Origin of the sequence: Larkinella soli (genome assembly GCF_003703975.1) — a bacterium.
In the GTDB taxonomy this organism is placed as follows: domain Bacteria; phylum Bacteroidota; class Bacteroidia; order Cytophagales; family Spirosomataceae; genus Larkinella; species Larkinella soli.
Map to the genome: position 1 here is coordinate 406,016 of NZ_QTJY01000001.1, position 22,346 is coordinate 428,361.

The 22,346-nt window shown below is 55.1% G+C and carries 25 protein-coding genes; 11 read left to right on the top strand and 14 right to left on the bottom strand.

Going from position 1 to position 22,346, the window contains the following annotated elements; genetic code table 11:
• Positions 1 to 243 precede the first annotated feature (243 nt).
• Positions 244 to 2,103 (top strand): DEAD/DEAH box helicase, encoded by a 1,860-nt coding sequence (locus tag DX909_RS03585; RefSeq protein WP_128543674.1) that lies wholly within the window; start codon positions 244 to 246, stop codon positions 2,101 to 2,103.
• A 62-nt stretch (positions 2,104 to 2,165) separates the two neighbouring features.
• Here the strand turns inward: DX909_RS03585 and DX909_RS03590 are convergent, their stop codons facing one another.
• From DX909_RS03590 to apaG, 3 genes are all read right to left on the bottom strand, one after another.
• On the bottom strand, positions 2,166 to 3,551 hold the full coding sequence (locus DX909_RS03590) for a monooxygenase (RefSeq protein ID WP_229310933.1): 1,386 nt from the start codon (positions 3,549 to 3,551) through the stop codon (positions 2,166 to 2,168).
• Between the two features lie 95 nt (positions 3,552 to 3,646).
• Positions 3,647 to 4,420, bottom strand: coding sequence for an O-methyltransferase (locus DX909_RS03595; RefSeq protein ID WP_128543675.1), 774 nt, complete (start codon positions 4,418 to 4,420; stop codon positions 3,647 to 3,649).
• 24 nt (positions 4,421 to 4,444) lie between these two features.
• Positions 4,445 to 4,831 carry a Co2+/Mg2+ efflux facilitator ApaG/CorD gene (apaG, locus tag DX909_RS03600; RefSeq protein WP_128543676.1) on the bottom strand — a complete coding sequence of 129 codons (387 nt, stop codon included), beginning with the start codon at positions 4,829 to 4,831 and terminating at the stop codon, positions 4,445 to 4,447.
• A 130-nt stretch (positions 4,832 to 4,961) separates the two neighbouring features.
• Here apaG and ung point away from each other — a divergent pair, with 130 nt between their 5' ends.
• Positions 4,962 to 5,627: a uracil-DNA glycosylase gene (gene ung / locus DX909_RS03605; RefSeq protein ID WP_128543677.1), complete on the top strand. Its 666-nt coding sequence runs from the start codon at positions 4,962 to 4,964 to the stop codon at positions 5,625 to 5,627.
• Between the two features lie 59 nt (positions 5,628 to 5,686).
• Here the strand turns inward: ung and lepB are convergent, their stop codons facing one another.
• The 6 genes from lepB to DX909_RS03635 all read right to left on the bottom strand — a co-directional run bounded on the left by lepB (position 5,687) and on the right by DX909_RS03635 (position 11,329).
• Positions 5,687 to 6,820, bottom strand: coding sequence for a signal peptidase I (gene lepB, locus DX909_RS03610; protein WP_128543678.1), 1,134 nt, complete (start codon positions 6,818 to 6,820; stop codon positions 5,687 to 5,689).
• An 18-nt stretch (positions 6,821 to 6,838) separates the two neighbouring features.
• The gene (gene dapB, locus DX909_RS03615) at positions 6,839 to 7,600 is read right to left on the bottom strand and encodes a 4-hydroxy-tetrahydrodipicolinate reductase (RefSeq protein ID WP_128543679.1); all 762 of its coding nucleotides are present in this window, start codon (positions 7,598 to 7,600) and stop codon (positions 6,839 to 6,841) included.
• Between the two features lie 22 nt (positions 7,601 to 7,622).
• On the bottom strand, positions 7,623 to 8,276 hold the full coding sequence (locus tag DX909_RS03620; protein WP_128543680.1) for a DUF5683 domain-containing protein: 654 nt from the start codon (positions 8,274 to 8,276) through the stop codon (positions 7,623 to 7,625).
• A 60-nt stretch (positions 8,277 to 8,336) separates the two neighbouring features.
• Positions 8,337 to 9,257, bottom strand: a complete 921-nt coding sequence (locus DX909_RS03625) for a ParB/RepB/Spo0J family partition protein (RefSeq protein ID WP_128543681.1) — start codon at positions 9,255 to 9,257, stop codon at positions 8,337 to 8,339.
• Between the two features lie 23 nt (positions 9,258 to 9,280).
• A complete protein-coding gene (locus DX909_RS03630; RefSeq protein ID WP_128543682.1) occupies positions 9,281 to 10,069 on the bottom strand; it encodes a ParA family protein in 789 nt (262 codons plus the stop codon).
• Between the two features lie 237 nt (positions 10,070 to 10,306).
• A complete protein-coding gene (locus DX909_RS03635) occupies positions 10,307 to 11,329 on the bottom strand; it encodes an SPASM domain-containing protein (RefSeq protein WP_128543683.1) in 1,023 nt (340 codons plus the stop codon).
• 167 nt (positions 11,330 to 11,496) lie between these two features.
• On the opposite strand from DX909_RS03635, the gene DX909_RS03640 reads away from it, so the two are divergent.
• From DX909_RS03640 to DX909_RS03650, 3 genes are all read left to right on the top strand, one after another.
• Entirely contained in the window at positions 11,497 to 11,850 is a 354-nt protein-coding gene (locus tag DX909_RS03640; RefSeq protein ID WP_229310934.1) for a hypothetical protein, read from the top strand.
• Between the two features lie 204 nt (positions 11,851 to 12,054).
• Positions 12,055 to 12,588 carry a ferritin gene (locus tag DX909_RS03645; protein ID WP_128543684.1) on the top strand — a complete coding sequence of 178 codons (534 nt, stop codon included), beginning with the start codon at positions 12,055 to 12,057 and terminating at the stop codon, positions 12,586 to 12,588.
• A gap of 93 nt (positions 12,589 to 12,681) precedes the next feature.
• Complete coding sequence (locus DX909_RS03650; RefSeq protein WP_128543685.1) at positions 12,682 to 13,845, top strand: NAD(P)/FAD-dependent oxidoreductase; 1,164 nt, start codon at positions 12,682 to 12,684, stop codon at positions 13,843 to 13,845.
• 4 nt (positions 13,846 to 13,849) lie between these two features.
• Here the strand turns inward: DX909_RS03650 and DX909_RS03655 are convergent, their stop codons facing one another.
• Positions 13,850 to 14,311, bottom strand: a complete 462-nt coding sequence (locus DX909_RS03655) for an Lrp/AsnC family transcriptional regulator (RefSeq protein WP_128543686.1) — start codon at positions 14,309 to 14,311, stop codon at positions 13,850 to 13,852.
• A gap of 178 nt (positions 14,312 to 14,489) precedes the next feature.
• On the opposite strand from DX909_RS03655, the gene ald reads away from it, so the two are divergent.
• On the top strand, positions 14,490 to 15,626 hold the full coding sequence (gene ald / locus DX909_RS03660) for an alanine dehydrogenase (protein WP_128543687.1): 1,137 nt from the start codon (positions 14,490 to 14,492) through the stop codon (positions 15,624 to 15,626).
• A gap of 144 nt (positions 15,627 to 15,770) precedes the next feature.
• Here the strand turns inward: ald and DX909_RS03665 are convergent, their stop codons facing one another.
• A complete protein-coding gene (locus DX909_RS03665; RefSeq protein WP_128543688.1) occupies positions 15,771 to 16,520 on the bottom strand; it encodes a LytR/AlgR family response regulator transcription factor in 750 nt (249 codons plus the stop codon).
• Positions 16,521 to 16,674: 154 nt separating this feature from the next.
• On the opposite strand from DX909_RS03665, the gene DX909_RS03670 reads away from it, so the two are divergent.
• The gene (locus DX909_RS03670; protein WP_128543689.1) at positions 16,675 to 17,361 is read left to right on the top strand and encodes a hypothetical protein; all 687 of its coding nucleotides are present in this window, start codon (positions 16,675 to 16,677) and stop codon (positions 17,359 to 17,361) included.
• Here the strand turns inward: DX909_RS03670 and DX909_RS03675 are convergent.
• From DX909_RS03675 to DX909_RS03685, 3 genes are read right to left on the bottom strand one after another with little or no spacing between them, the layout of a single operon-like run.
• A complete protein-coding gene (locus tag DX909_RS03675; protein WP_128543690.1) occupies positions 17,271 to 17,564 on the bottom strand; it encodes a hypothetical protein in 294 nt (97 codons plus the stop codon). The genes DX909_RS03670 and DX909_RS03675 overlap by 91 nt on opposite strands.
• Positions 17,565 to 17,585: 21 nt before the next feature.
• Positions 17,586 to 19,007 carry an ATP-dependent DNA helicase gene (locus DX909_RS03680; RefSeq protein WP_128543691.1) on the bottom strand — a complete coding sequence of 474 codons (1,422 nt, stop codon included), beginning with the start codon at positions 19,005 to 19,007 and terminating at the stop codon, positions 17,586 to 17,588.
• A 44-nt stretch (positions 19,008 to 19,051) separates the two neighbouring features.
• A complete protein-coding gene (locus DX909_RS03685; protein ID WP_128543692.1) occupies positions 19,052 to 19,462 on the bottom strand; it encodes a hypothetical protein in 411 nt (136 codons plus the stop codon).
• 204 nt (positions 19,463 to 19,666) lie between these two features.
• Here DX909_RS03685 and DX909_RS03690 point away from each other — a divergent pair, with 204 nt between their 5' ends.
• The 4 genes from DX909_RS03690 to coaD all read left to right on the top strand — a co-directional run bounded on the left by DX909_RS03690 (position 19,667) and on the right by coaD (position 22,333).
• Positions 19,667 to 20,104: a CBS domain-containing protein gene (locus tag DX909_RS03690; protein ID WP_128543693.1), complete on the top strand. Its 438-nt coding sequence runs from the start codon at positions 19,667 to 19,669 to the stop codon at positions 20,102 to 20,104.
• Positions 20,105 to 20,238: 134 nt separating this feature from the next.
• Complete coding sequence (locus DX909_RS03695; protein WP_128543694.1) at positions 20,239 to 20,727, top strand: NUDIX domain-containing protein; 489 nt, start codon at positions 20,239 to 20,241, stop codon at positions 20,725 to 20,727.
• 123 nt (positions 20,728 to 20,850) lie between these two features.
• Complete coding sequence (locus DX909_RS03700; protein WP_229310935.1) at positions 20,851 to 21,726, top strand: DUF3822 family protein; 876 nt, start codon at positions 20,851 to 20,853, stop codon at positions 21,724 to 21,726.
• 142 nt (positions 21,727 to 21,868) lie between these two features.
• Positions 21,869 to 22,333 (top strand): pantetheine-phosphate adenylyltransferase, encoded by a 465-nt coding sequence (gene coaD, locus DX909_RS03705; RefSeq protein ID WP_128543695.1) that lies wholly within the window; start codon positions 21,869 to 21,871, stop codon positions 22,331 to 22,333.
• The last annotated feature ends 13 nt before the right edge of the window (positions 22,334 to 22,346 follow it).

Here is a 22,346-nt window from a genome sequence, read left to right on the forward strand (position 1 = left end):
ACCGGTAAAAGGGTGATCATTCGTTGGGCAACCGCAGCATCGGGCCAAAAATACTGGTTCGATTCCTTGGCGTAATCGCAAAAGTGGGCTAAAAATTCGTTGGGCTTGGCTGGGCAAATTTGGGTTCCTTCACGACTGTATCTCGATTTATTCATACTTTTTCTTTCGCAGATTCGCTTTCAGTAGCGACCCTCCTGCCGATCGACGCTTGTATACGTTTCATTCCAAAACTTACTACAAGTCATGACTCCTGAAGTACAAGAACAGGAAATTAACAAACCGGCAAGTCCGCAGCTGACTTTCGCCGATCTGAATGTTTCAGAAGAAATTTTGCAGGCCGTTACCGAAATGGGCTTCGAGCATCCCTCACCCATTCAGGCCGAGGCTATTCCTCCGATCATGGACGGCCGCGACGTGATCGGGCAGGCCCAGACCGGAACCGGTAAAACCGCAGCTTTCGGTATTCCGGCCATCGAAATGATCGACGTAGCCGACCGCCACCCTCAGGTGCTGGTCCTCTGCCCGACCCGTGAGCTGGCCCTCCAGGTAGCTGATGAGATCCGGAAACTGTCGAAATTCAAGCGGGGGGTCCGGGTGGAAGCCATCTATGGCGGAGACTCCATCGAACGGCAGATCAAATCCCTGAAAAGCGGTGTTCACATCGTCATCGGAACGCCCGGCCGTGTCATGGACCACATGGAACGGCGGACGCTCAAACTCGATAACATCCGGATGATGACCCTGGATGAAGCCGACGAAATGCTCGACATGGGTTTCCGTGAAGACATCGAAAGCATCCTGGAAGATATGCCGGAAGAGCGCCAGACGATCCTGTTTTCGGCCACCATGTCGAAACCGATCATGGCCATTACCCAGCGGTTCCAGAAAGATCCCGTGCTGGTGAAGGTCGTGAAGAACGAGCTGACCAACCAGAACATCGAACAGGTGTATTTCGAGGTAAAACCGAAAGCCAAAGTAGAGGTGATGTGTCGTCTGATCGATATGTATAGCCTCAAACTGCTGCTGGTTTTCTGTAACCAGAAAAAACGGGTGGATGAAATCGTCGAAGACCTTCAGGTCCGGGGCTATCAGGCCGAGGGGCTGCACGGCGACCTGCGCCAGGCCCAGCGGAACAACGTCATGTCGAAGTTCCGGTCCGGGGTTACCAACATTCTGGTGGCTACCGACGTGGCCGCCCGCGGAATCGACGTCGATAATGTGGATGCCGTCATCAACTACGACATTCCGCTCGACGAAGAATATTACGTCCACCGCATCGGTCGGACGGGCCGCGCCGGGAAGTCCGGCAAAGCGTTCTCGCTGGTCGGCAAGGATGAAAAATACCGGTTCCGGGAAATCCAGAACTACACCAAGGTGAAAGTGGAAAAAGGCGTGATTCCTACGTTTGAGGACATCGTCGGCATCCGGAAGGCCCGTTTCATCGATCAGGTCAGACAGACCATCGAAAGCAGCGAGGACCTCAACCTGTATAATGATCTGCTCACCGCCCTCCAGCATTCCGGCTTTTCCACCGAACAGGTGGTGTCGGCTCTGGTAAAACGGGGAATGGGTCTTGAGAAAAACGAATTCTCCGACCAGAACCTCGGCCATGACGAAGACCGTCGGGAGCGTCGGGGCGGTGAACGTGACTCGCGCTTCGGTCGGGATCGCTTCGACCGTGGCGGCCGCTTCGACGACCGCCGGGGAGGCCGGGCCGGAGACCGGGAAGAACGCCCGCGTCGGGATGGCCGCTTCGGGGATCGCGACGATCGTCGTGGGGATGAACGTCGCAGTGACGACCGCCGGGGCGATAGCCGCCGGGGGTCCTTCGATCGCGACGAAAACCGCGCACCCCGCGAACGGGAAGCGAATATGACCCGGCTTTTCGTAAGCATCGGCCGCCGGGATTTCGTTCGGCCGGGTGACATCGTCGGTGCCATCGCCGGGGAAGCCAACATCCCGGGCAGCAGCATCGGTCACATCGACATTTTCGATAAGCATACGCTGGTCGACGTGCCCCGTGACATGGTCAACCGCGTACTGGATGCCATGGAAGGGAATACGATCAAGGGGAAACGGGTACAGATTGAAGTCTCCCGATAACCTATGCCCTACAAAGCCAAAAAGCCCGTCACAGGACGGGCTTTTTTTATGCGGTATTCCTTCTAATTCTCCTCGTAAAAATAACCGAAGATGATATCCATTTCGTCGTCGCTTTTCAGTCCGAACGTGACGGTTTTATCGGTCGTATTATTGTAGGTAACTTCCGAAGTAAGACCCTCACCGGGATTCAGCAGCAGGGGCGTTTTCAGGGTCAGAATCTCCGGGTGTTCCCAGTCGGTACCCGTATAGACCACCTCCCCGTCCCGGGCGCCCCCGGCAATCCTTATCACGAACTTTTCGCCGAGTTTATGCGTGTGGGAGGTGAGAATCAACACCTTAACCCGCTTTTTCATCGCAAAAGTTTTGGTAACTACGGTCCGGGTTTTGGGCGGAAGTGTAAGCTTGTCGTTGATGAGATACAGCGGCTTTACCTCGTATTTCACCTGGGCAGGATCGATCGTGAACAGGTTGAAATAGACCTCCCCTTTGATCGGCTTATCGGTCTTGTTGACGTAATGAGAATTCAGGTCGAGGGTGGTGTTGGCCGGAAACTTCATCGCCGTGCCTTCGGGGAACGAATAATCGTTGGTCGAAGTCTGGCTGGCCGCCATGAAAATGTGGTTCTGCATCTGGAGGTAGGTGGCGATATTGTCCGTTCCGTCCGGATTGCGCAGATCCCGGACCTTTTCCATCTCGGGCAGGTTATTGTTATTCACAAAACCATAGGCCACGAAATGGTGACTTTTTTCGCGCATCTTCACCTGAAACCGCTTTACATACACATCGGTCTTGTTGCCGACCGCCTTCCGGATGAACAGTTCCCGCTCAAAATTCGGGACCACGTCGAAGGCCGGAATGGTCATCTGGAAACCCGCTCCGGCAGCCGGAGCGGCTAAAGCCTCAAACTGGTCGGGCCGGGAACTCGGCGTTTTGTCGTCAAGCAGGGTGGCATCGACGACACTCCCCTTTTCGGGAGCGCCGGCCTCGATCCAACGGCGGACAAACTCGATTTGCCCGACAGTCAGAAGGTCTTTACCCAGCGGCATGGGGTTACCGTAGTCCGCCCCGCTGTGATGGCTGGCCGCGGTATTCAGCTTATGATACAGGAGGCTTTCCAGGGCGTTGAAGGCTTTGACTCGCTGCAGACCGTTATTTTTCGCGGCCGTATTGGTGGGCGAGACGCCCACCAGATTTTTATGGGCCTTCCCGGCGGCCAGAACCAGTTTATGCTGGTTGAAGGTGGGGTCGTTTTCGGAGGAATGGCAGCCGGAAAGGGCGCAGCTGGTGGTCAGGATGCGGTCCTGAAGCAGATCAAACGTCGCTTTTTCAACGGGCTGCGGTTCTTCTTTGGGCTCCTCCGAGGAGGTCTTGCAGGAATAGGAAAGGACTGAAAGACCCAGGGCTACGGCCATACCCAATCGCGCGGAGCGGTACATTTGCTTGTTCATAAATCTTACAGGTTGGCAAGACAGTCGTGAAATACGATGAGTGGGATTTGAAGTCGCAACATACCGATTTATTTCTTTTTCAGACAAGACATCGTTTAAAATCTGAGAACAAAATCCTGTTTGGGTTGCTGTTTCCGAAAAAAGACTAACCCGATGTAAAACAGATCAATTGTAACAGTTACATCCGGATGCGCTTTGATCGCGGCCCAGGCCGCTTCCATTTCTCCGGACCAGTGGATATCGTCGAAAACAAAACAGCTTTCGTTGTGCGCTTTCCCGAGGCAGGTCTCAAAATACCGGACAGTCGGTTCCAGCCGATGATTGGCGTCGAAAAAGGCGAAATCGATCCGATCCGTCCGGCCGATTTCCCTCACCAGGGTTTCATCCAGATTTCCAACGATGATCCGGATATTTTCGCACCTTAAGTTACGAAAATTCTTCCCGGCTTCGGCGGCCGTTTGCGGGCAGCCTTCAAAGGTGATGATCCGGCTTTTCGGGGCCGCTACGGCTTCATATAATGTGGTGACTCCCAGGGACGTACCCAGATCGAAAATTATTTCGGACCCGAAATGCCGGATCAGCCGCGCCATCAGCCTCCCGAAACGGGCCGGCTTCTCGGAGTTCCGGGCGATGTCGCGAATGCTTCGATCCCGGGCGGTGTTGACGCGGGAACCCGCTCCAAAATCCGTGATCCGGATCCGTCGGGTTTCTTTCAACAGTTCTTTCCGTAATGTTCGGATGGGTTCAAAAGCCGGTTCTCCGGGATTGTCCCGGCGGATGACCTGGGTATACAGGTCAAAAACGAAAGGCGAATGCAGGGAATGCTCGTTTCGGGCTTTAAGCAGGTACTGTAAATAGGCGCGGATCAATAAACTATAGACTTGAGACTACTCTTAATTTAAACGGTAGGGAACGACCATCGTAAATTCCGGGATATTGACCCGAAACTGACGCCCGTCGAAAACACGCTCCATCAGATACGTACCGGTCATCTTCCCCATGCTCGACCGCAGATTGCACCCGGAAACATATTCATGCACTTCGCCGGGCTCCAGAACGGGCTGCTGTCCGACGACGCCTTCCCCTTCCACTTCGCGGGCGGTGCCGTTGGCATCGTAAATGATCCAGTGCCGTCGCAGCAGCTGAACCGTCGAACTGCTGCCGTTCTCGATGGTAATCCGATACGTAAACACGAAATGCGCCTGCAACGGGCTGGAATATTCAGGCTGGTATTCAGTCATTACACTGACCTTCACGCCATCGGTTACGGCCGATATCATATTCATATCTGTTGTTGAACAACCTTAGAACGAAAATTAGATTCCAGAGTTTATAAATCCAATACGGGTCCGAATATTTTCGGTAAAAATATTTTCCGTTTTTTGTCGCCAAATCGCAAACCCATTTCCAATGAAGGTTGTCATCGAACCCTCCTGGCAGCAGCGGCTGCAGGATGAATTTGAAAAGCCCTACTTCCCTAATTTAGTCGAATTTGTCCGCCAGGAGTATTCTACCCAACGCTGCTACCCGCCCGGCAAACTCATTTTCAACGCCTTCGACAAATGCCCGTTCGACCAGACCAAGGTCGTAATTCTCGGACAAGACCCGTACCATGGCGAAGGACAGGCCAACGGACTGGCCTTTTCGGTCAACGATGGTGTCACCAAACCGCCTTCGCTGGTAAACATTTTTAAGGAAATACTGGATGACCTCGGCAAGCCGATTCCGAAATCCGGGAACCTCGAACGGTGGGCGGTTCAGGGCGTTCTCCTCCTCAATGCCACCCTCACCGTCCGGGCCGGTCAGGCCGGTTCGCACCAGGGTAAGGGATGGGAAACCTTCACGGATGCCGCCATCAGACACCTTTCTGATGAAAAGGAAAATCTGGTGTTCCTTCTCTGGGGTGCCTATGCCCAGAAAAAAGGCTCGATCATCGACACGAAACGCCACCACGTCCTGAAAGCCAAACACCCCTCCCCCATGGCGGCCCAGTGGGGCGGCTGGTTCGGCAACAAACATTTCAGTCAGGCCAACGACTTCCTCCGGGGGAAGGGTCTGCCGGAAATCGACTGGTAATACTCAAAAGCCCCTTCCGAACCGCATTCGGAAGGGGCTTTTGGGGTCCGGAGATCGCTTTACTCGATGATGCGGAACAGGCGGTTCCAGCGAATCTTTTTCAGGACGCTTTCCGGGTTGGGGTCGATGGACATCCAGATGAAAACCGCCTTCCCTACGATGTGATCTTCCGGAACGAAGCCCCAGAACCGGGAATCGGCCGAGTTGTGCCGGTTGTCGCCCATCATGAAATAATAATTCTGTTGAAAGGTATACGAAGTCACCGGCTTACCGTCGATCTTGACGGAGTTTTCGGTCAGTTCCACCTTGTCGTTCCCTTCGTATTTCTGGATGACGGTGCCGTAGAGGGCGATGTTTTTTTGATCCAGCGGAATGGTAACCCCTTCCTTCGGGACGGTAATCGGCCCGTAATTGTCTTTGTTCCAGTTGAATAAGGAAGAAGACGGGTAAATCATCGGGTCATGGTAGCCTTTCGGGTCGGTAATCGTTTCGAGGCCCTGCACAAAATCCTGCTGTTTCAGCAGTTCGGCGGTTTCCGGCGTGGTATGGATGTAATAGCCGGATGCGTCGTTGGCCGGAATGGTGTCGCCGTAGGTTTCGGTGGCCTGCTCATAATCCGTAATGTCATATCGCTTGAACACCTTCGCGCTGATCACTGAACCGGTTTTCAGAAAATACTGCGTCTCGGATCGGGGCGGGTTCGCAAACACCTGGTTGTTGACGTACACCTGCCGGTCGCGCACCTCTACCACGTCGCCCGGAATCCCGATGCAGCGTTTGATGTAGTTGGTCCGGAGGTCGGTCGGGTACTGGTCTTCCGGCGGGTAGTTGAATACCACCACGTCGCCCTGCTTCACGGAGGAAAACCCGGGAAGGCGGTATTGCGGCAGCTGAATCCAGTCGAGGTAGGAAGGAATTTCGGTTCCCCAGATTTTCTGGTGCGTCAGCGGCACCTGGAGGGGCGTTTTCGGGGTGCGTGTTCCGTAATGGAGTTTGCTCACAAAGAGAAAATCCCCCACCAGGAGGCTTTTTTCCATGGAAGGTGTCGGAATGGTGAAGGCTTCCATAAACAGCCAGCGAATGAGCGTTGCCGCTACAACCGCAAACACGATGGAATCAACCCACTCCCGGAAGGGTGACTTCTCTTTCCGGGCCGGTTTGGATGCAGTTTCCCTATTTTTTACTAATGACATGCTTTTTGGACAATTGAACTATGATACGTTTACGGTTTCTCCCAACAGGTCTTCCATTCCGAACACGCCGGAAACGCCTTCGGAATCGCGATTGCTGAGCCATTCGGCCGCGATCACCGCCCCGAGCGCAAAACCTTCCCGGCTGCGGGCGACATGCTGGATTTCAATCGAATCGACATCCGAATCATACCGGATGACGTGGGTTCCCGGAACGGTTCCCTCCCGCACCGACTCGATCAGGACGGCATCGGGCGCCGGTTCGGCTTTCTGGTCCGATGTCTCATTTACCCAACGGGTTACGGAAGGCAGGTGTTCCATAATTCCTTCCGCCAGGGTAATGGCCGTTCCGCTGGGGGCATCTTTTTTCTCGGTGTGGTGCACTTCCGTCATCGACACGTGATAGGACGGATAGTTCCGCATGAACTGCGCCAGAATCCGGTTCAGCCGGAAGAACAGGTTGACGCCGATACTGTAATTGGAGGCATAAAAAAAGGAACCCTGCGTCTGTCGGCAGAGTTCTTCGATTTCAGCCCGGTGGGTCAGCCACCCCGTCGTGCCGCAGACGACGGGCCAGCCCCGGCGGAGGCAATACCGCAGGTTGTCGACGGCCGCTTCCGGTGAACTGAACTCGATCACCACATCCACCTCCGAATCACCGAGGGCATCGAGGTCGGCCCGGTTGTTCAGGTCGATCCGGCCCACGATATCATGGCCCCGGCTCAGGGCAATCCGCTCGATGGTTTTACCCATCTTGCCGTAACCAAGCAAAACAATTTTCATTGAACAACAGGAATAAACAACATTACTTAAAATGAAAAGCAAGCCGGACGCCCAGAACCGGAAAGGCCGTTCCCGCTACGGGAAGGACGGTCGGCTCGATTTTCATCGACAGATCTTCCGAAATATCAAACGTTTTCAGGTGGGCCGTCACGTTGGCTTCGATTACATTGACTCCCCACAGCAGCGCCATGCCCAGGTAATTGAAATCCCGGTACCGGGCGGCACTTTTGGCCGCCCGTTCCAGATTCCCGACCGGAATGTCGCCCGTGTAACCCGGAACTTTGGTAGTCTTGTCAGGGCTGTAATTGGCCTGAATGGCATATTTCCGGAAGAACTGGTACTGTTCCCGATTATAGTTGGCCAGGTAAACCATTACCCCGAAACCGCCATAAATAATCGGCACCTTCCACCACTGGCCGTTATAAACCTGCCCGAGCCCGGGCAGGATCGCCGACCGGATGGCGGCCTTTCTCGGTACGATCTTCCGGATTCGGGCCTCCTGTCCGGCCGATAGCCGGGAGGTATCGAGGGCGGCCGGCGTCCCGAGCGAGTCCCGGACCTGCACGAGCGTCGACGATCCGACCGGAAGCGTATCCCTCACGGCTGCCGCCGGATTCTGCGCGAGAACTTTCCCGGCCAGCAGCACCATCCACAACCCGATTTTTACGTTTCTCATGGTTGCCAAGAAAGCAGGTCTTGCCATAGAAGCAACCGAAACCACCTTTATTAACGTTTTTTAAGCTTTGGAATTCAGGACTTCCAGAATCCGGTTCAATTCGTCCTGGGTAGTGAACGGTATCTTGATCTCTCCCTTGTGCTTCTCATCCGCCTTGATGGAAACCTTCGTTCCGAACAGGGAGGAGAGTTTGAATTGCAGGCCCCGGATTTCCTGTTTGTAAGGCGTCGACCGGCGCTCGGGCCGTTGTTCTTCCTGCGAAATGGAAAGGTTCCGGACGGCTTCCTCCACCTTCCGTACCGACCAGTCCTCATCGATGAGCCGGTTGAGCAGGCGAATCTGAATGTCGGGGTTATCGATATTGATGATGGCCCGGGCGTGGCCCATGGAGATCTTGTTGTCGCGGAGGGCGGCCTGAATAACCGGCGGCAGTTTCAGCAACCGGATGTAGTTGTTCACGGTGGTCCGGTTTTTACCAACCCGCTCCCCGAGTTCTTCCTGTTTCAGGTTGCATTCCGTAATCAGCCGCTGGTAGCTGAGGGCAATTTCAATGGAATTCAGGTTTTCACGCTGAATGTTCTCGATCAGCGCCATTTCCAGCATCTGCTGGTCGTTGGCCTGACGGACATAGGCCGGGATGGTAGTCAGACCGATCATCCGGGAGGCCTGCAGACGCCGTTCGCCGGCAATCAGCTGGTACTGGTCCCGGCCAAGCTGCCGGACCGTGATCGGCTGGATGATTCCCTGCGATTTTATGGATTCGGCCAGTTCGACGAGCGCTTCTTCGTCGAACCGGGTCCGGGGCTGGTACGGATTGGTTTCAACGTGATTGACACTGATCTCGGTCATGGTCGAGATGGACTCGTACGGCGAGGGTTTGCTCGGCCGGTTCACCTGCTCACTATCCTGCAGAAGGGCCCCTAAACCCCGCCCCAGACCTATCATTTTCTTCGGATTACTCTTCGTGTTCGTATTATCCATTTGGGTAGATCGTTAAGGGGGTATTACACGGTCTGGTCCTGCGGCAGCATCCCGTTTTTCGTCAGAATTTCCCGGGCAAGATTCAGGTAGCTGATGGCACCTTTGCTGTCGGCATCCTGGGCCAGCACCGGCAGCCCGAAGCTGGGGGATTCACTCAGACGGATATTGCGGGGGATGATCGTACTGAACACCATCTGCTGAAAGTGGGAGGTGACCTCCCCCACCACCTGATTCGACAACCGGACCCGCAGATCATACATAGTGAGCAGGATGCCTTCGATGGCGAGGTGGGTATTCAGCCGCGACTGGATAATCTTGATGGTATTCAGGAGTTTCCCCAGACCCTCCAGCGCGAAGTATTCGCACTGAACCGGAATGATGACCGAGTCGGCGGCCGTCAGGCTGTTGATCGTGATCAGACCCAGCGACGGCGAACAATCGATGATGATGAAGTCGTAGTCGTCGCGGACGTCGTACAGGGCTTCCTTCATCTTTTCCTCCCGGCTTTTGAGGTTGATCATCTCGATTTCGGCCCCGACCAGGTCGATATGCGACGGCAGCAGGTCGAGGTTGGGAAAATCGGTCTGGATGATCGCGTCCCGGGTCCGGATATTTTCGATCATGCACTCGTAAATACTATTCTCAATCTCTTTCGGATTATAACCGAGGCCGGAGGTGGAGTTGGCCTGCGGATCGGCATCGACGATAAGCGTCCGGAACTCAAGAGCCGCCAGACTGGCCGCAAGATTGATAGTTGTGGTGGTTTTACCGACGCCCCCCTTCTGGTTGGCGATTGCAATAACTTTACCCATGGGTCTGTTCGTTACAGACCCAAATATCTACAGATGGTTTTTCTAAAACAAGGAATGTTCCACGCTTTTTTAAAAAATGTTCCACAATGAAATTTCCCGGTTCCCATCCATTGAAATTCCGCAAAAAAGCTATTTTTTAGGCTGGTTCAGGCTCCGGAAACTCGCCCGCCGGACCATTAATAACCCGCTGATAATCTGGCCGAAACCTTCATTCAGGCAAAAGGAAGCACCGGTCATTCAGGCCCAGACCTGGGTGCCTTCGGTGCAGTTCCGGCACATCTCGATCTCCGTCCTTGACCGGATGAGCGACTCCCTAAACTGCCGGTAGGATTCTCCCTGCCAAAGCTCCCGAAAGCCCTGGGTTTTAAGGTCTCCGAGCCGGTGATGCGCATCCTTGTCGAAGCAGCACGGCACCACCAGACCGTCCCAGGTGATAACGCAGGAATGCCACATTTTCCAGCAGTGTCCGTCGAGGGCATTCTTGATTTCGTACCGGCCGTCGGGGCGCCGGGCGTAGCGGGCGTATTGGTCGATGGTCGGGATCAGGTCGGAGCCTTCCTCGTAATCGTAGATCTGGGCGGTCTTCAGGCCGACTTCGTCCACGCCCAGTTCCTCCGCGAGCCGCCGGACGTCTCCGATCTGATGCTCGTTGGGCCGTACCACCAGAAACTGGAAAATCACGTGGGGCGTTCTGGATTTCAGCTCCTTCTTCCACTTCAGGATGTTCTTCGTTCCCTCGATGACCTTATGAAGCTTCCCTCCCACCCGGTATTGCTGATAGACTTCCTGGGTAGTGCCGTCGATGGAAATAATCAGGCGGTCGAGCCCTGATTCGACGGTTTTGCGGGCGTTGGCGTCGGTGAGGTAGTGGGCGTTGGTCGAGGTGGCCGTGTAGATGCCCTTTTTGGAGGCATAACCGACGAGGTCCAGAAAATTGGGATGCAGGTAAGGTTCGCCCTGAAAGTAGAAGATCAGATACAGCAAGGTGTCGGCCAGTTCGTCGATGGTTTGCCGGAACAAGTCATCCTGCAGCATTCCCGTCGGGCGGGTAAAGGACCGCAGCCCGCTGGGGCATTCGGGGCAGCGAAGGTTACAGGAAGTGGTCGGCTCGAACGAAAGGGCGATGGGCAACCCCCGGTGGACGGCCTTTCCGGTCCACTTCGATTCATAATAACTGGAAAGAACCTTCAGCGCGTTCCAGGCCCGTTTCGGGGTGGTTTTCGAGAAAAAATTCAGTCCGTCGACGAGGTTGCGGTTCATAGGTGGTGGCGTTGTCCCTGCAAAAGTAAACCGCTTCGGTTAGAAACGTTCACACAATAATTTAGAATAATTTCAAATTACCCTTGACTGACCTTGCTCTGAATTGTACTTTTACGGAGTAAAACTCAGATCACGCCGTTTTCAGGAAAAATTTAATTGGATCACCCGTGTTGAATAGCGAATACCTTACCGAATTATATTCGAATACTAAAGGTTCTTCCTACCAATGTGATGCCACCAACCGGATCATCATCCGGTTCGGCGACATTACGGTTTCGCTGCGGATCACCGATTTCCTGACCTTCAAGCGCCGGGTCGATTCGGTCGATATTCACACGATGATCTTCAATACGGACGATGCCTACGACGTTGAAATCATCGACGCTCCGCGCACCGACCAGCTTTTTGTCCTGAATCTGTGCGACCTGATTCTGCTCCGCGACCTTCTGGCCGGCACCCGGTTCGCCCTCGATCTGAACACCCTGCTGCACGAACGCATCTATAACGCCGTCGTTTACTGAGCCGCCGTTAACCCCAGGTGCAAATCGCTCGTTTTGCTCTAAAAATGCCCTCCGGATGGCCGGAGACACAATTAGACTGTTTCCAAATTTCGATCCGGCAACCGCTCCCGTAAACTTTTTCTTCTTTCGTATAGTATACTTGTAAAAAACGTTGGGCCTGCCCTCCTTTTTAACGAAGAATATCGTCCCAAAAACGACACAACCATGAAAGATTTGGTAAGAATGAGAACCTCCCTGAAGGAAGAAACGGAGCGGATTCTCAACGAGCAGATAAAAATGGAAGCCCATTCTTCCGCCATATACCTGTCGATGGCGGCCTGGTGCGACCGGAACGGTTTCGATTACAGCGCCGGGTACTTCTACAAACAGGCAGAAGAGGAACGCAGCCATATGCTGAAAATCTTCAAATACGTCTCCGATCTCGGAGGCACGGCGGTTTCACCGGAAGTAACCAACGTTCCGCAGGAATTTGAAGGCTTCCGGGATGTGTTCGAACTGGCCCTCCAGCAGGAAATCGCCGTGACGAACTCAATCAACCGCATCGTGGCCACCGCCCGTCAGCTGAATGACTTCGCCACCGACCAGTTCATGCAGTGGTTCGTTCAGGAGCAGATCGAAGAAGAATATGTCGCCCGCCGGGCCGTTGAACTCTTCGACGTCATCGGCGAGGAAGGCGTCGGCCGGTATATGATCGACAAGGCAATTCCGAAAATCACGTACGGCGAAGCCGCCGAATAAGGCTTTTCTTTCAGATACAGCAAGTTATCCTGTCCCGGCCGAAACATCGGCCGGGATTTTTTGCTTGTAAGGAAAGGTATTCGGAAAACCCACATGGACGTAACAATCATCGGTGGCGGACTGGCCGGACTGATCGCCGGGCTGGAACTGACCCGGGCCGGACTGACCGTGACGCTGATCGAACGGAAAACCTATCCGTTTCACAAGGTCTGCGGGGAATATGTTTCCAACGAGGTTCGCCCCTACCTCGAATCGCTGGGCCTCCCGCTGACGGGGATGGGGGCCACCCGCATCGACCGTTTTCAGTTTACGGCGCCCTCGGGCCGGTCGCTGGAAACCGCTCTGGACCTCGGCGGGTTCGGCATCAGTCGGTTCCGGCTCGACCATGCTCTTTATGAACTCGGCAAACGGGAAGGCATCACCTTCCTGCTGAACCGGCAGGCCGAACGCTGCACATTTTCCGGCGATTCGTTTTCGGTAACCCTGAATACCGGGGAGGTTATCCGGAGCCGCCTGGTCATCGGGGCCTTCGGCAAACGCTCGAAACTGGACAAACAGCTCGACCGCCGGTTCATGCGCCGGCCCTCGCCCTACATCGGCGTTAAATACCACATTCGCCCGGCCGAAAATCGGCCGGAATTTCGGGCCGATACCGTGGCCCTGCACAACTTTCAGGACGGCTACTGCGGACTTTCTTCCATCGAAGACGGAAACTACTGCCTGTGCTACCTGACGACGCGGGCCCAACTCCGCCGGTTCGGCAGCGTACCGGAACTGGAAAAAGCCGTTCTGCAGCGGAACCCCTACCTGAAGGCCATTTACGGCCATTCGGAATTATTGTATGAGAAACCGGAAGTGATTAACGAAGTGTCGTTTGCGCCCAAACAGGCGGTGGAGGATCACATCCTGATGGCGGGGGATTCGGCGGGGCTGATCACTCCCCTGTGCGGCAACGGAATGGCGATGGCGATCCGGGGCGGCTGGCTGGCGGCCGACCTGGCCTCCGGTTTCCTGAAGGGCCGCCTGACCCGGGCCGAACTGGAACGCCGTTACCGCAGCGCCTGGTCCGACCAGTTCGACGGTCGGCTGCGCGTGGGTCGGATTACGCAGCGGCTATTCGGAGACGAATGGCTGTCAGGGGCGGCCGTCTCGCTGTTCGGCGCCGTTCCGCCCTTGCTGCGCGGAGTGATCCGGCGAACGCACGGTGAGCCATTTAACGATTGGCGAACACCGGCCAAAGACCTGATTTCCGGCTGATTCGCTACTCTTCGACTGGAATGACGGTCGTATTCTTCACTTCGGCCATGACAAAAAAACTGCTGATGTGGAGAATACCGGGCAGTACGGAAAGCCGTTCCTGATAAAAAGCGTTATAGTTTTCCATATCCCGCACGACCACCTTCAGCAGGTAATCGAAGGTCCCGGAAACCCGGTTGCACTCCATTACTTCGGGCAACTGGGCAATGGCCCGGTCAAACTCGAAAAAGGAGTCGCGGGTTTGTTTGGCGAGGGTGACCTGGCAAAACACCACCAGGAGGTTGCCGAGTTTTTTCTTATTGAGGAGCGTAACGTGTTTCTCGATGATTCCGTCCCGTTCCATGCGTTTGATTCGCTCATGGACGGGTGTCTTGGAGAGGTTGATGCGCTTCCCGATTTCCTGAATGGTCAACTGGGCATCTTCCTGCAAAAGGGCCAGGATTTGTCTGTCTATTCTATCGACCATGACCTGAGGGAAATTTTTCGGTTCGGCCTCCCGGTTCAGGCCGGCAATCAGGATTTTTTTCCCTGTTTTATCGAAAGATAAACACTTTTTCCTGAAATCCGTTCTTTACGTAGAATTCCATTTGGCCCTTTCTACCTTTGCACTTCCACATTCAACAGACCATAATTCAGAGAATCCCATGGTGATCGGTGTTCCCAAGGAGATAAAAAATAACGAAAACCGCGTCGCGCTGACACCGGCTGGTGTGTCTGAACTGCGCAAGTTCGGGCATACGGTTTACGTTCAGGTGAACGCCGGTTCAGGAAGCGGATTTGAAGACGGAGAATACATCGAGGCCGGGGCCGTCATGCTGCCGACCATCGAGGAGGTTTACGGCATTGCCGAGATGATCATCAAGGTCAAGGAGCCGATCGAATCGGAATATGAACTGATCAAGGAAGGTCAGCTGCTGTTCACTTATTTCCATTTTGCTTCTTCTCAGGACCTGACGGAGGCCATGATTCGCCGGAAGGCGGTATGTCTGGCCTACGAAACCGTTGAAAAAACCGACCGGAGCCTGCCGCTGCTGATTCCGATGTCGGAAGTAGCAGGCCGGATGGCCGTTCAGGAAGGAGCCAAATACCTTGAAAAACCGCAGAAAGGACGGGGTATCCTGCTGGGCGGGGTTCCGGGCGTCAAACCGGCCCACGTCCTGATCCTCGGCGGAGGCATCGTCGGAACGCAGGCCGCCAAAATGGCCGCCGGTCTGGGCGCGCACGTCACGATCATGGATATCAGCCTGCCGCGTCTGCGCTACCTTTCCGACATCATGCCGGAAAACGTCGATACGCTGATGTCGAACGAATACAACATTCGGGAAGCCGTCAAGCATTCCGACCTGATCATCGGGGCCGTCCTGATTCCGGGCACTAAAGCCCCCCATTTGGTCACACGGGAAATGCTGAAACTGATGCGTCCCGGGACCGTGCTGGTGGATGTAGCCGTCGATCAGGGGGGCTGTATCGAAACCTGCACCCCGACGACCCACGAAAATCCGACCTACGTGATCGACGATGTGGTTCACTACTGCGTCGCCAATATGCCGGGGGCCGTTCCCTATACCTCGACCGTGGCCCTGACTAACGCTACCCTGGCCTATGCCCTTCAGCTGGCCAACAAAGGCTGGCAGCGGGCCTGCCGCGAAAACGAGGAACTGAAACGCGGCCTGAACGTAGTAGACGGCCGGGTCGTTTATCAGGGAGTGGCCGAAGCGTTCGGTCTGGAACTGACGAATGTCGGCGACATCCTCCGGAAGGAAGAAGAAATCAACGCTTAACACCAGTTTGTGGTGTTTTTAAAATTTTTAAGGAACCGTATACTTCAATCTTCAAACTAAAAATGTAGCTTCATCAACAATTTTAATAAGGGTTTAGGAATAAAGTAACCGGAAAGGCGCTGAGCAACTGTTTGGCGCCTTTTTTTAATGGAAGCGGTTCAGGTATTCCGAAACGTACCGTTTATAGACCCGCCCTACCCTGAATGCCCGGCCGCCGATCTCCACCACATTCGGGTCCGAACGCCGGATCAGATCCGCCTGAACGATGTGCGACCGACTGATCCGAACGAAGCGATCCCTCGGGAGCCGCTCCTCGGCTTCTTTCATCGTCATCCGGGTGACGTGGGTCCGCGAACGGGTCACCACTTTCAGATAATTCTCCAGACTTTCCAGATAAAGAATGTCCGCGTACGGAATTTCCAGCCGGCTTCCGTCGACCTGACAACCGAAAACTGCCGGGCCCGACTTTTCCGAACCGGTATTTGCCGCCGGCGGTGCGGGTGGCGGGCTGGTCAGAAACCGGAACGTCATATATACCCCGAGGCCCGTCACGGTATATACGTAAAAACTGATCAGGAAAGGCAGCACGTGAGACACCCCAAACTGGTAGCGGAGAATGAGGTACATATTCAGCGACTGGAGCCCTACCAGACCGGCCAGCCAGCCGAAATACCGCCCCGTCCGGCCCTTCAGAAACATACCCTCAAAAAGTACCCGGTTGTGCAGAATCAGCCAGCCGTACATCAGCACCAGATAGAAATACGGCGCATACCGCTCGAATCCGTCCCTTCCGGAAAGCAGGTACTGATCGGGCAGGTAGTGCGCCAGCAGCAGGGCCAGCAGCCCAAGCAGGTTGCGGGCCACGAACGATTCGGAAAGTCGCTTCAGCATCATCGGCCCAAAGTACGCAAATTGCCGTTTCACCCCTCCGTGACCAGAGCACTTCGTCACCGGCGAAGGCCCCCGGTCACGAAAAACCGTCCGGATTCACGGCTTTCGGCCATTTTTGGTCTCTCTCCGGTTTCCAGTTCAACGCCGGAACCTGACCATGCAAACCATCCATTCTATCAATCTCTGGATTCACATTGCGTTCGGAACAGCGGGCTTACTGCTCGGTCTGGTGGTCCTGAACGCGCCGAAACGAAAAGGGCTTCATACCCGGTTCGGGCGGTATTTTCTCAGCACACTGGCGGTGGTCGTGCTGACGGGCCTTCTGGGGGCGCTGTTCTTTCGAAGCACGCCGTTCCTGATGCTGCTGACGCTGCTGTCGGGCTATGAAGGGTATTCGGGCTTTCGGGCCGTGCGGCTGCGCCGTCAAAAAGCCGGCCGGCAGGACGTGATCATCGCCGTCATCGTCCTGATTACGGGATTGGTTTATACCGCCCGGCTGAACCTGGGGGCGGGAAACTGGTCGCCCTCGGTGATCTACCCGACCGTCGGTTCGCTCGTTTTCCTGACCGGTTACGATCTGGTGAAACGGTTCCTCTGGTTCGAACGGCTGAGAGGCTTCTGGCTCTACGAGCACATTTACAAACTGATTTCCGCTTTCGGCGCTCTGCTCTCGGCTTTCTGCGGGAACGTTTTTCCGGCCTGGCAGCCCTACAGCCAGATGGTGCCGGGGTTATTCTGCCTGCTGATGATCGCTTATTTCTTCAGGAAGGTTTCCGCCAGGACGTTCCATTCCTCGTCGAGCGTTCCGGCAAATACCGTCGTTCCGGCAAGTCGGTACCAGTAACCGGCGTTCCACTGGTCGCCCTCCTTCCGGTGGAGGTAGGCGTGCAGATGGTCGTAATCGCGGGTTCCTTCCCGGCTCTGGGCAATTTCGTGGGCCTGGTTCCAGTCGCCTTTCGCGTCGTACCAGAGGGCGGTGGCAAGGGGGTGCAGTCCGGCCGGGGGTCTGGCTTCGGACAGGCTGTCGGTAAAGTCCTGAAGTGTCATCTTTCCGAAATTCGGGTTCGGTCATTCGAAAAACTGAGGCATAAAATTCATCAGAAACGCTTCGTCGGTGGCCCGGGTCAGGGCCGTATAAAGCCAGCGGATAAATTCCTGGTTGGTCTGGCCTTCGGGCAGAAATCCCTGATCGACGAACACGGCCGGCCACTGCCCCCCCTGGGCCTTGTGGCAGGTCAGGGCATAGGCGAATTTGACCTGAAGGGCGTTCAGGTACGGGTCCCGTCGCACGGCCTCGGCCCGCTCGCGTTTGGATTTTATGTAAAAATAATCCTTCTGAACGCTCTCGTACAACTGCCGGTTTTCATCCCGCCCCAGCGAGGGCTGCGGAGAATACAGCGTGTTCAGGATGATTTTGGATTCAAATTCCGGCTGTTCGTCGTAGTCGACCAGCCGGAGGGTGACGGTGGCGAATTTCAGGCCGTGCTGCTCCTCGTGTTTCCGGATTTTCATGACCTCCACGAAATCCCCGTTCGCCAGAAAACCCGCCGGGGAGTCGTCGTCCAGCACCGTGTAGTTGTTCTTCACGATCATCAGCATGTCGCCGGCATCGAGTTCTTCCTCGCACTGGTTGATCGCCCGCCGGATGAACTGATTGTACTGCACGGCCATTTTATTGGAGCGGGTGATGATGATCGTGTTCTCCCGGCCGTATTTATCGTAAGCGTACCGGATCCCGTCTTCCAGCCGGTCGCCGGTCATCCGGAAGATGTCGCGGAACTTGCGGACGTTCAGTTGAATCTTCGGCTGCGGATCGCTCAGGACGTCGCGCAGGGTGGTGGCATTCAGCAAAATTCCCGAATGTTCGTCCTGCCGCATGACCTCGGTCAGTTCCTGTTCGGTGACCACCATATCGAAATTCCGCTCCAGGTGGATCTTATCCAGGGCCGGGCTCAGTTCCCGGCCGACCGGCGGCAGTTGGGCCACGTCACCCACGAGCATCAGACGGTTGCCGGGGCTTTCAAACACGAAATCGACCAGGTCGGCCAGCAGCCCGTTCATGCCTATTTCGGCGTCGTCGCTGATCATGGAAGCCTCGTCGACGATGAAGACCGTGTCTTCGTGGTAATTCTTCTGCCGCTGGAAAACCAGGTTGCCCGAACTGGGGTCGGCCACCTGCCGGTAAATTTTCCGGTGGATGGTCTGGGCCATCCGTTTGGAGTAGTTGGCCATGACCTTGGCGGCCCGGCCCGTCGGGGCCAGCAATACGGATTTATACCCGAATTTGGGCAAGGACTTGATAAGCGTGCTGATCAGCGTGGTCTTTCCGGTACCGGCATACCCTTTCAGCAGGAAGCAATCCCGGTAATGTTCGTGTTCTTCACGATTCAGAAACTGGGCAAGGCGTTCGAAGAACTCCTGCTGACCGGCAGTCGGTTTGAAAGGGAATCGTTTCGCCAGCAACTGGGCGGGCGTGAGGGTCTCATTCATACGCTCTAAGTTACGGCAAACGGCGGGTTTTCTCAAGCGGGGCGCTACATTCTCCGGTAGGCGGTCCGGCAGCCTTGCGCATCCTGGAAGGTCACCGTATCCTCCTTCAGACTGAACCGGTACGACTGCCCGACGTCCTTCGAATTGGAAATCCGGACGGTGTTTTTTTCGGCTTTGAATGTCCCGACGTCCCAGACCGGCTGGACGGCCGTCACCTCCGACTGGGTTTCGTAAAAGCCGTTGCGTTCAAACGTGATCTCGTCCGGATAACGGCCGCTGCACTCCTCCCGGCTGACTTTCCGCCACGTTCCTTCCAGGCCGGAACCGCCCTCCTCCGCATCCGTTACCGGCGGTTTGCGGCAACCCGCAAGAACCATCACCAGCAGAACCAATGCGATTCCTGCCGAATACATTTCTTTCACCGGCCTGAAGCCGGCCCCTGATCCATACGTCATCCCACCCGGTGTTCAATTCTGTTTTAAAGAAACGGAATATCCGCCATTCTTCCCTCAATCTCTTCCCTGTACCGGCCGCTGTCCGAATAGTTTAATGAAAGACCATGTTTCAATGCTTAAGAAAATTACAACTTAAAATTGCTTTTATCATAGCTGACCGTTATTTTCAACCTCTACCATTCTCAAAATCACTCCTGAACAGCCATGAAGATCCGTCAGATTTTACAGGGAAAAGCCATCAACACCATCTACTCCGTCACGTCCGATTCCACCGTTTACGATGCCCTCGTGACGATGGCCGAAAAAAACATCGGCGCGATTCTGGTGATCGATAACGGCGAACTGACCGGCATTTTCTCGGAGCGGGATTATGCCCGCAAAGGGATTCTCCAGGGCCGGCACTCCCGGGAAACTTCCATCCGCGACGTGATGACGTCCAATCTGATCACCATTACCTCCGACCAGCCCATGGAGGACGCCATGATTCTGATGTCCGAAAAGCACATCCGTCACCTCCCGGTTGTCGACCAGAACGAGCTGATCGGCATCATTTCGATCAACGACGTCGTAAACAGCATCATCCGGGATCAGAAAGCCCGGATCGACTCGCTGGAAAGCTATATCTCCGGTAGTCTCTACTAACCCGCCCCGCTCATTGACCCTGAACCCGCCCCGGCGAACCGGCGCTCCGGCGCTCCGGCGGGTTCATTTTCCGGCTCCTATCCGGCTTTCGGGAGAATCCGCTATCTTTGCGCTGCCAAAAACTAATCGAAACGTTGGATAATGCACGCGAAGAGGTAGTCCGTTTATACGGGAACCGCCTGCGGGTCAGGGTATGCGGCCTGTGTCTGATCGATCATAAACTGCTGATGGTTCGCCACCGGGGCATCGGCCCGACCGATACGTTCTGGTGTCCGCCCGGCGGAGGCCCCCAGTTCAGCGAAAACGCCTACGAAGCCCTTGTTCGTGAATTTCGGGAGGAAACCGGTCTGGAGGTGGAAGTGGGCGAGTTGCTGTTCGTCAACGAGTTCATGGAATCACCCCTGCACGCGATGGAACTGTTCTTTGCCGTGCGGATCGTCGGCGGGAAGCTGGGCCAGGGCCACGACCCCGAAATGAGCGAGGAGTCCCAGATCATCACCGAAGTCCGGCTGATGACCTTCGAAGAAATAAAAAGTTATCCCGAAAACGAAGTACACCGCCTGTTTCGGATGTGTCGGTCGATGGACGACGTATTCCGCTTGAAAGGTTATTTAAAACAATAAGAATATATTGTCCGATATCCTTGTATATTTATATCCGTTCGTTTTTCAGGCTGATCCGGCTTCGTTTATTGTCCCACTGCTAATAGTAGATTACCGACCGTGCGTTCCGATACCTTTGCTGCCGTGACCCCCACTATCGCCATCCGGGAGGATTCTTTCGAGGCCTCGACGGCCAGTTCCGCTCAGCACCTCTGCCTGGAAATGGGCCGGGATCGATTTCGGTTCTGCGTGGTCGATCCGTCGACCAGAACCTGTTTCTGGCTGGAAGACTATACCTTTCCTTCCCTGCTGACGGAAAACCTCCTGCTGCCCTCCCTGCAATCCATCTATCAGGATCACCCGGTGCTGCAGAACGGTTTCTGGAAAAGTGTAACGGTTTCGGTCAACTCGCCGGCGTTTACCCTGGTCCCTTCCAGACTGTACCGGAAGGAATATGCCTCCCATTACCTGCAGCTGATGCGGGGCAGCGCCCTGCCGTCTTCCGAACACGCCCTGGCTTTCGTTCACGCCCGAGAAGGCTTTCATTCGGTGTTCACCATCGAAAACGCCCTGACCGACTGGCTGGCGGCTACCTATCCGCTCCAGCAGATCCGGCTGATTCACCAGTCGAGTGCCCTCCTTCAGGCTTCGGCGGCCCTGGACGCTTCGTTACCGGAGCAACAGAACCTCTATCTGTACTTCGAAGAAGAAAACGTCACCATCATTTACCGCAGAAACCGGGCGCTTCGGTTCTGCAACCGGTTTGCCTTCAAGAATACCAACGACCTGGTCTATTACATCCTGTACGTCATCCATGAGCTGAAAACCGACCCCAAACAAATTCAGGCCGTGCTGCTGGGTGAGATAACGCCGTTTGCCGAGACGTATGGCGCTCTCGAACGGTTCCTGCCCCGAATGTCGTTCGGGGCCACCCTGCCGGGCCTCCAGCTCACCCCCGCCTTCGAGGACGTGCCCGAACACCGCTACCTCAGCCTGATGGGAAATACCATTGTGGAATAATAGAATGGTTGAATTGTTGATTGATTGAATTGTTGATTGATTGAATTAGCTTCGCAAGGCCATCTTTGCGGAGCTCATTCAACCGCAACGGCGAACCGTCATTCAATCATTCAACAATTCAATCATTCAACCATTCCCCTTCATGTCTCGTATTGCTCTCTTTCCCGGCTCCTTCGATCCGTTTACCCGCGGTCATGAGGATATCGTGCTTCGTGGACTGAAACTCTTTGATGAGGTGATTATCGGCATCGGCCGGAACGCCATGAAACAGCGGTATTTTCCGATCGAGGACATGATTCGCCTGATTGAACTGACCTTTGCCCCCTATCCCAATGTGAGGGTGGTCAGTTACGACGATCTGACGGCCAACATCGCCCGCCAGCTGGGAGCCCGGTTCCTGCTGAGAGGGCTTCGCAATACGACCGACTTTGAATATGAGAACAGCATTTCGCAGGTGAACCGGTTCGTTTATGAAGATGTGGAAACCGTCTTTCTGATCACCTCGCCCCACCTGGCGCCCATCAGCGCCACCATCATCCGGGAACTGCACCGCTACGGCAAAAACATCGATGATTTTCTGCCGATAAGCCTGGAGAGGATCAGGTAACAGAAAAGGCGGT

Bases quoted from the DNA above. Each gene is read 5' to 3' on its own strand.
- DX909_RS03585 (WP_128543674.1), top strand. From the start codon at position 244: ATGACTCCTGAAGTACAAGAACAGGAAATTAACAAACCGGCAAGTCCG.
- DX909_RS03590 (WP_229310933.1), bottom strand. From the start codon at position 3,551: ATGAACAAGCAAATGTACCGCTCCGCGCGATTGGGTATGGCCGTAGCC.
- apaG (WP_128543676.1), bottom strand. From the start codon at position 4,831: ATGATATCGGCCGTAACCGATGGCGTGAAGGTCAGTGTAATGACTGAA.
- ung (WP_128543677.1), top strand. From the start codon at position 4,962: ATGAAGGTTGTCATCGAACCCTCCTGGCAGCAGCGGCTGCAGGATGAA.
- lepB (WP_128543678.1), bottom strand. From the start codon at position 6,820: ATGTCATTAGTAAAAAATAGGGAAACTGCATCCAAACCGGCCCGGAAA.
- dapB (WP_128543679.1), bottom strand. From the start codon at position 7,600: ATGAAAATTGTTTTGCTTGGTTACGGCAAGATGGGTAAAACCATCGAG.
- DX909_RS03620 (WP_128543680.1), bottom strand. From the start codon at position 8,276: ATGAGAAACGTAAAAATCGGGTTGTGGATGGTGCTGCTGGCCGGGAAA.
- DX909_RS03625 (WP_128543681.1), bottom strand. From the start codon at position 9,257: ATGGATAATACGAACACGAAGAGTAATCCGAAGAAAATGATAGGTCTG.
- DX909_RS03630 (WP_128543682.1), bottom strand. From the start codon at position 10,069: ATGGGTAAAGTTATTGCAATCGCCAACCAGAAGGGGGGCGTCGGTAAA.
- DX909_RS03635 (WP_128543683.1), bottom strand. From the start codon at position 11,329: ATGAACCGCAACCTCGTCGACGGACTGAATTTTTTCTCGAAAACCACC.
- DX909_RS03645 (WP_128543684.1), top strand. From the start codon at position 12,055: ATGAAAGATTTGGTAAGAATGAGAACCTCCCTGAAGGAAGAAACGGAG.
- DX909_RS03650 (WP_128543685.1), top strand. From the start codon at position 12,682: ATGGACGTAACAATCATCGGTGGCGGACTGGCCGGACTGATCGCCGGG.
- DX909_RS03655 (WP_128543686.1), bottom strand. From the start codon at position 14,311: ATGGTCGATAGAATAGACAGACAAATCCTGGCCCTTTTGCAGGAAGAT.
- ald (WP_128543687.1), top strand. From the start codon at position 14,490: ATGGTGATCGGTGTTCCCAAGGAGATAAAAAATAACGAAAACCGCGTC.
- DX909_RS03665 (WP_128543688.1), bottom strand. From the start codon at position 16,520: ATGATGCTGAAGCGACTTTCCGAATCGTTCGTGGCCCGCAACCTGCTT.
- DX909_RS03670 (WP_128543689.1), top strand. From the start codon at position 16,675: ATGCAAACCATCCATTCTATCAATCTCTGGATTCACATTGCGTTCGGA.
- DX909_RS03675 (WP_128543690.1), bottom strand. From the start codon at position 17,564: ATGACACTTCAGGACTTTACCGACAGCCTGTCCGAAGCCAGACCCCCG.
- DX909_RS03680 (WP_128543691.1), bottom strand. From the start codon at position 19,007: ATGAATGAGACCCTCACGCCCGCCCAGTTGCTGGCGAAACGATTCCCT.
- DX909_RS03685 (WP_128543692.1), bottom strand. From the start codon at position 19,462: ATGACGTATGGATCAGGGGCCGGCTTCAGGCCGGTGAAAGAAATGTAT.
- DX909_RS03690 (WP_128543693.1), top strand. From the start codon at position 19,667: ATGAAGATCCGTCAGATTTTACAGGGAAAAGCCATCAACACCATCTAC.
- coaD (WP_128543695.1), top strand. From the start codon at position 21,869: ATGTCTCGTATTGCTCTCTTTCCCGGCTCCTTCGATCCGTTTACCCGC.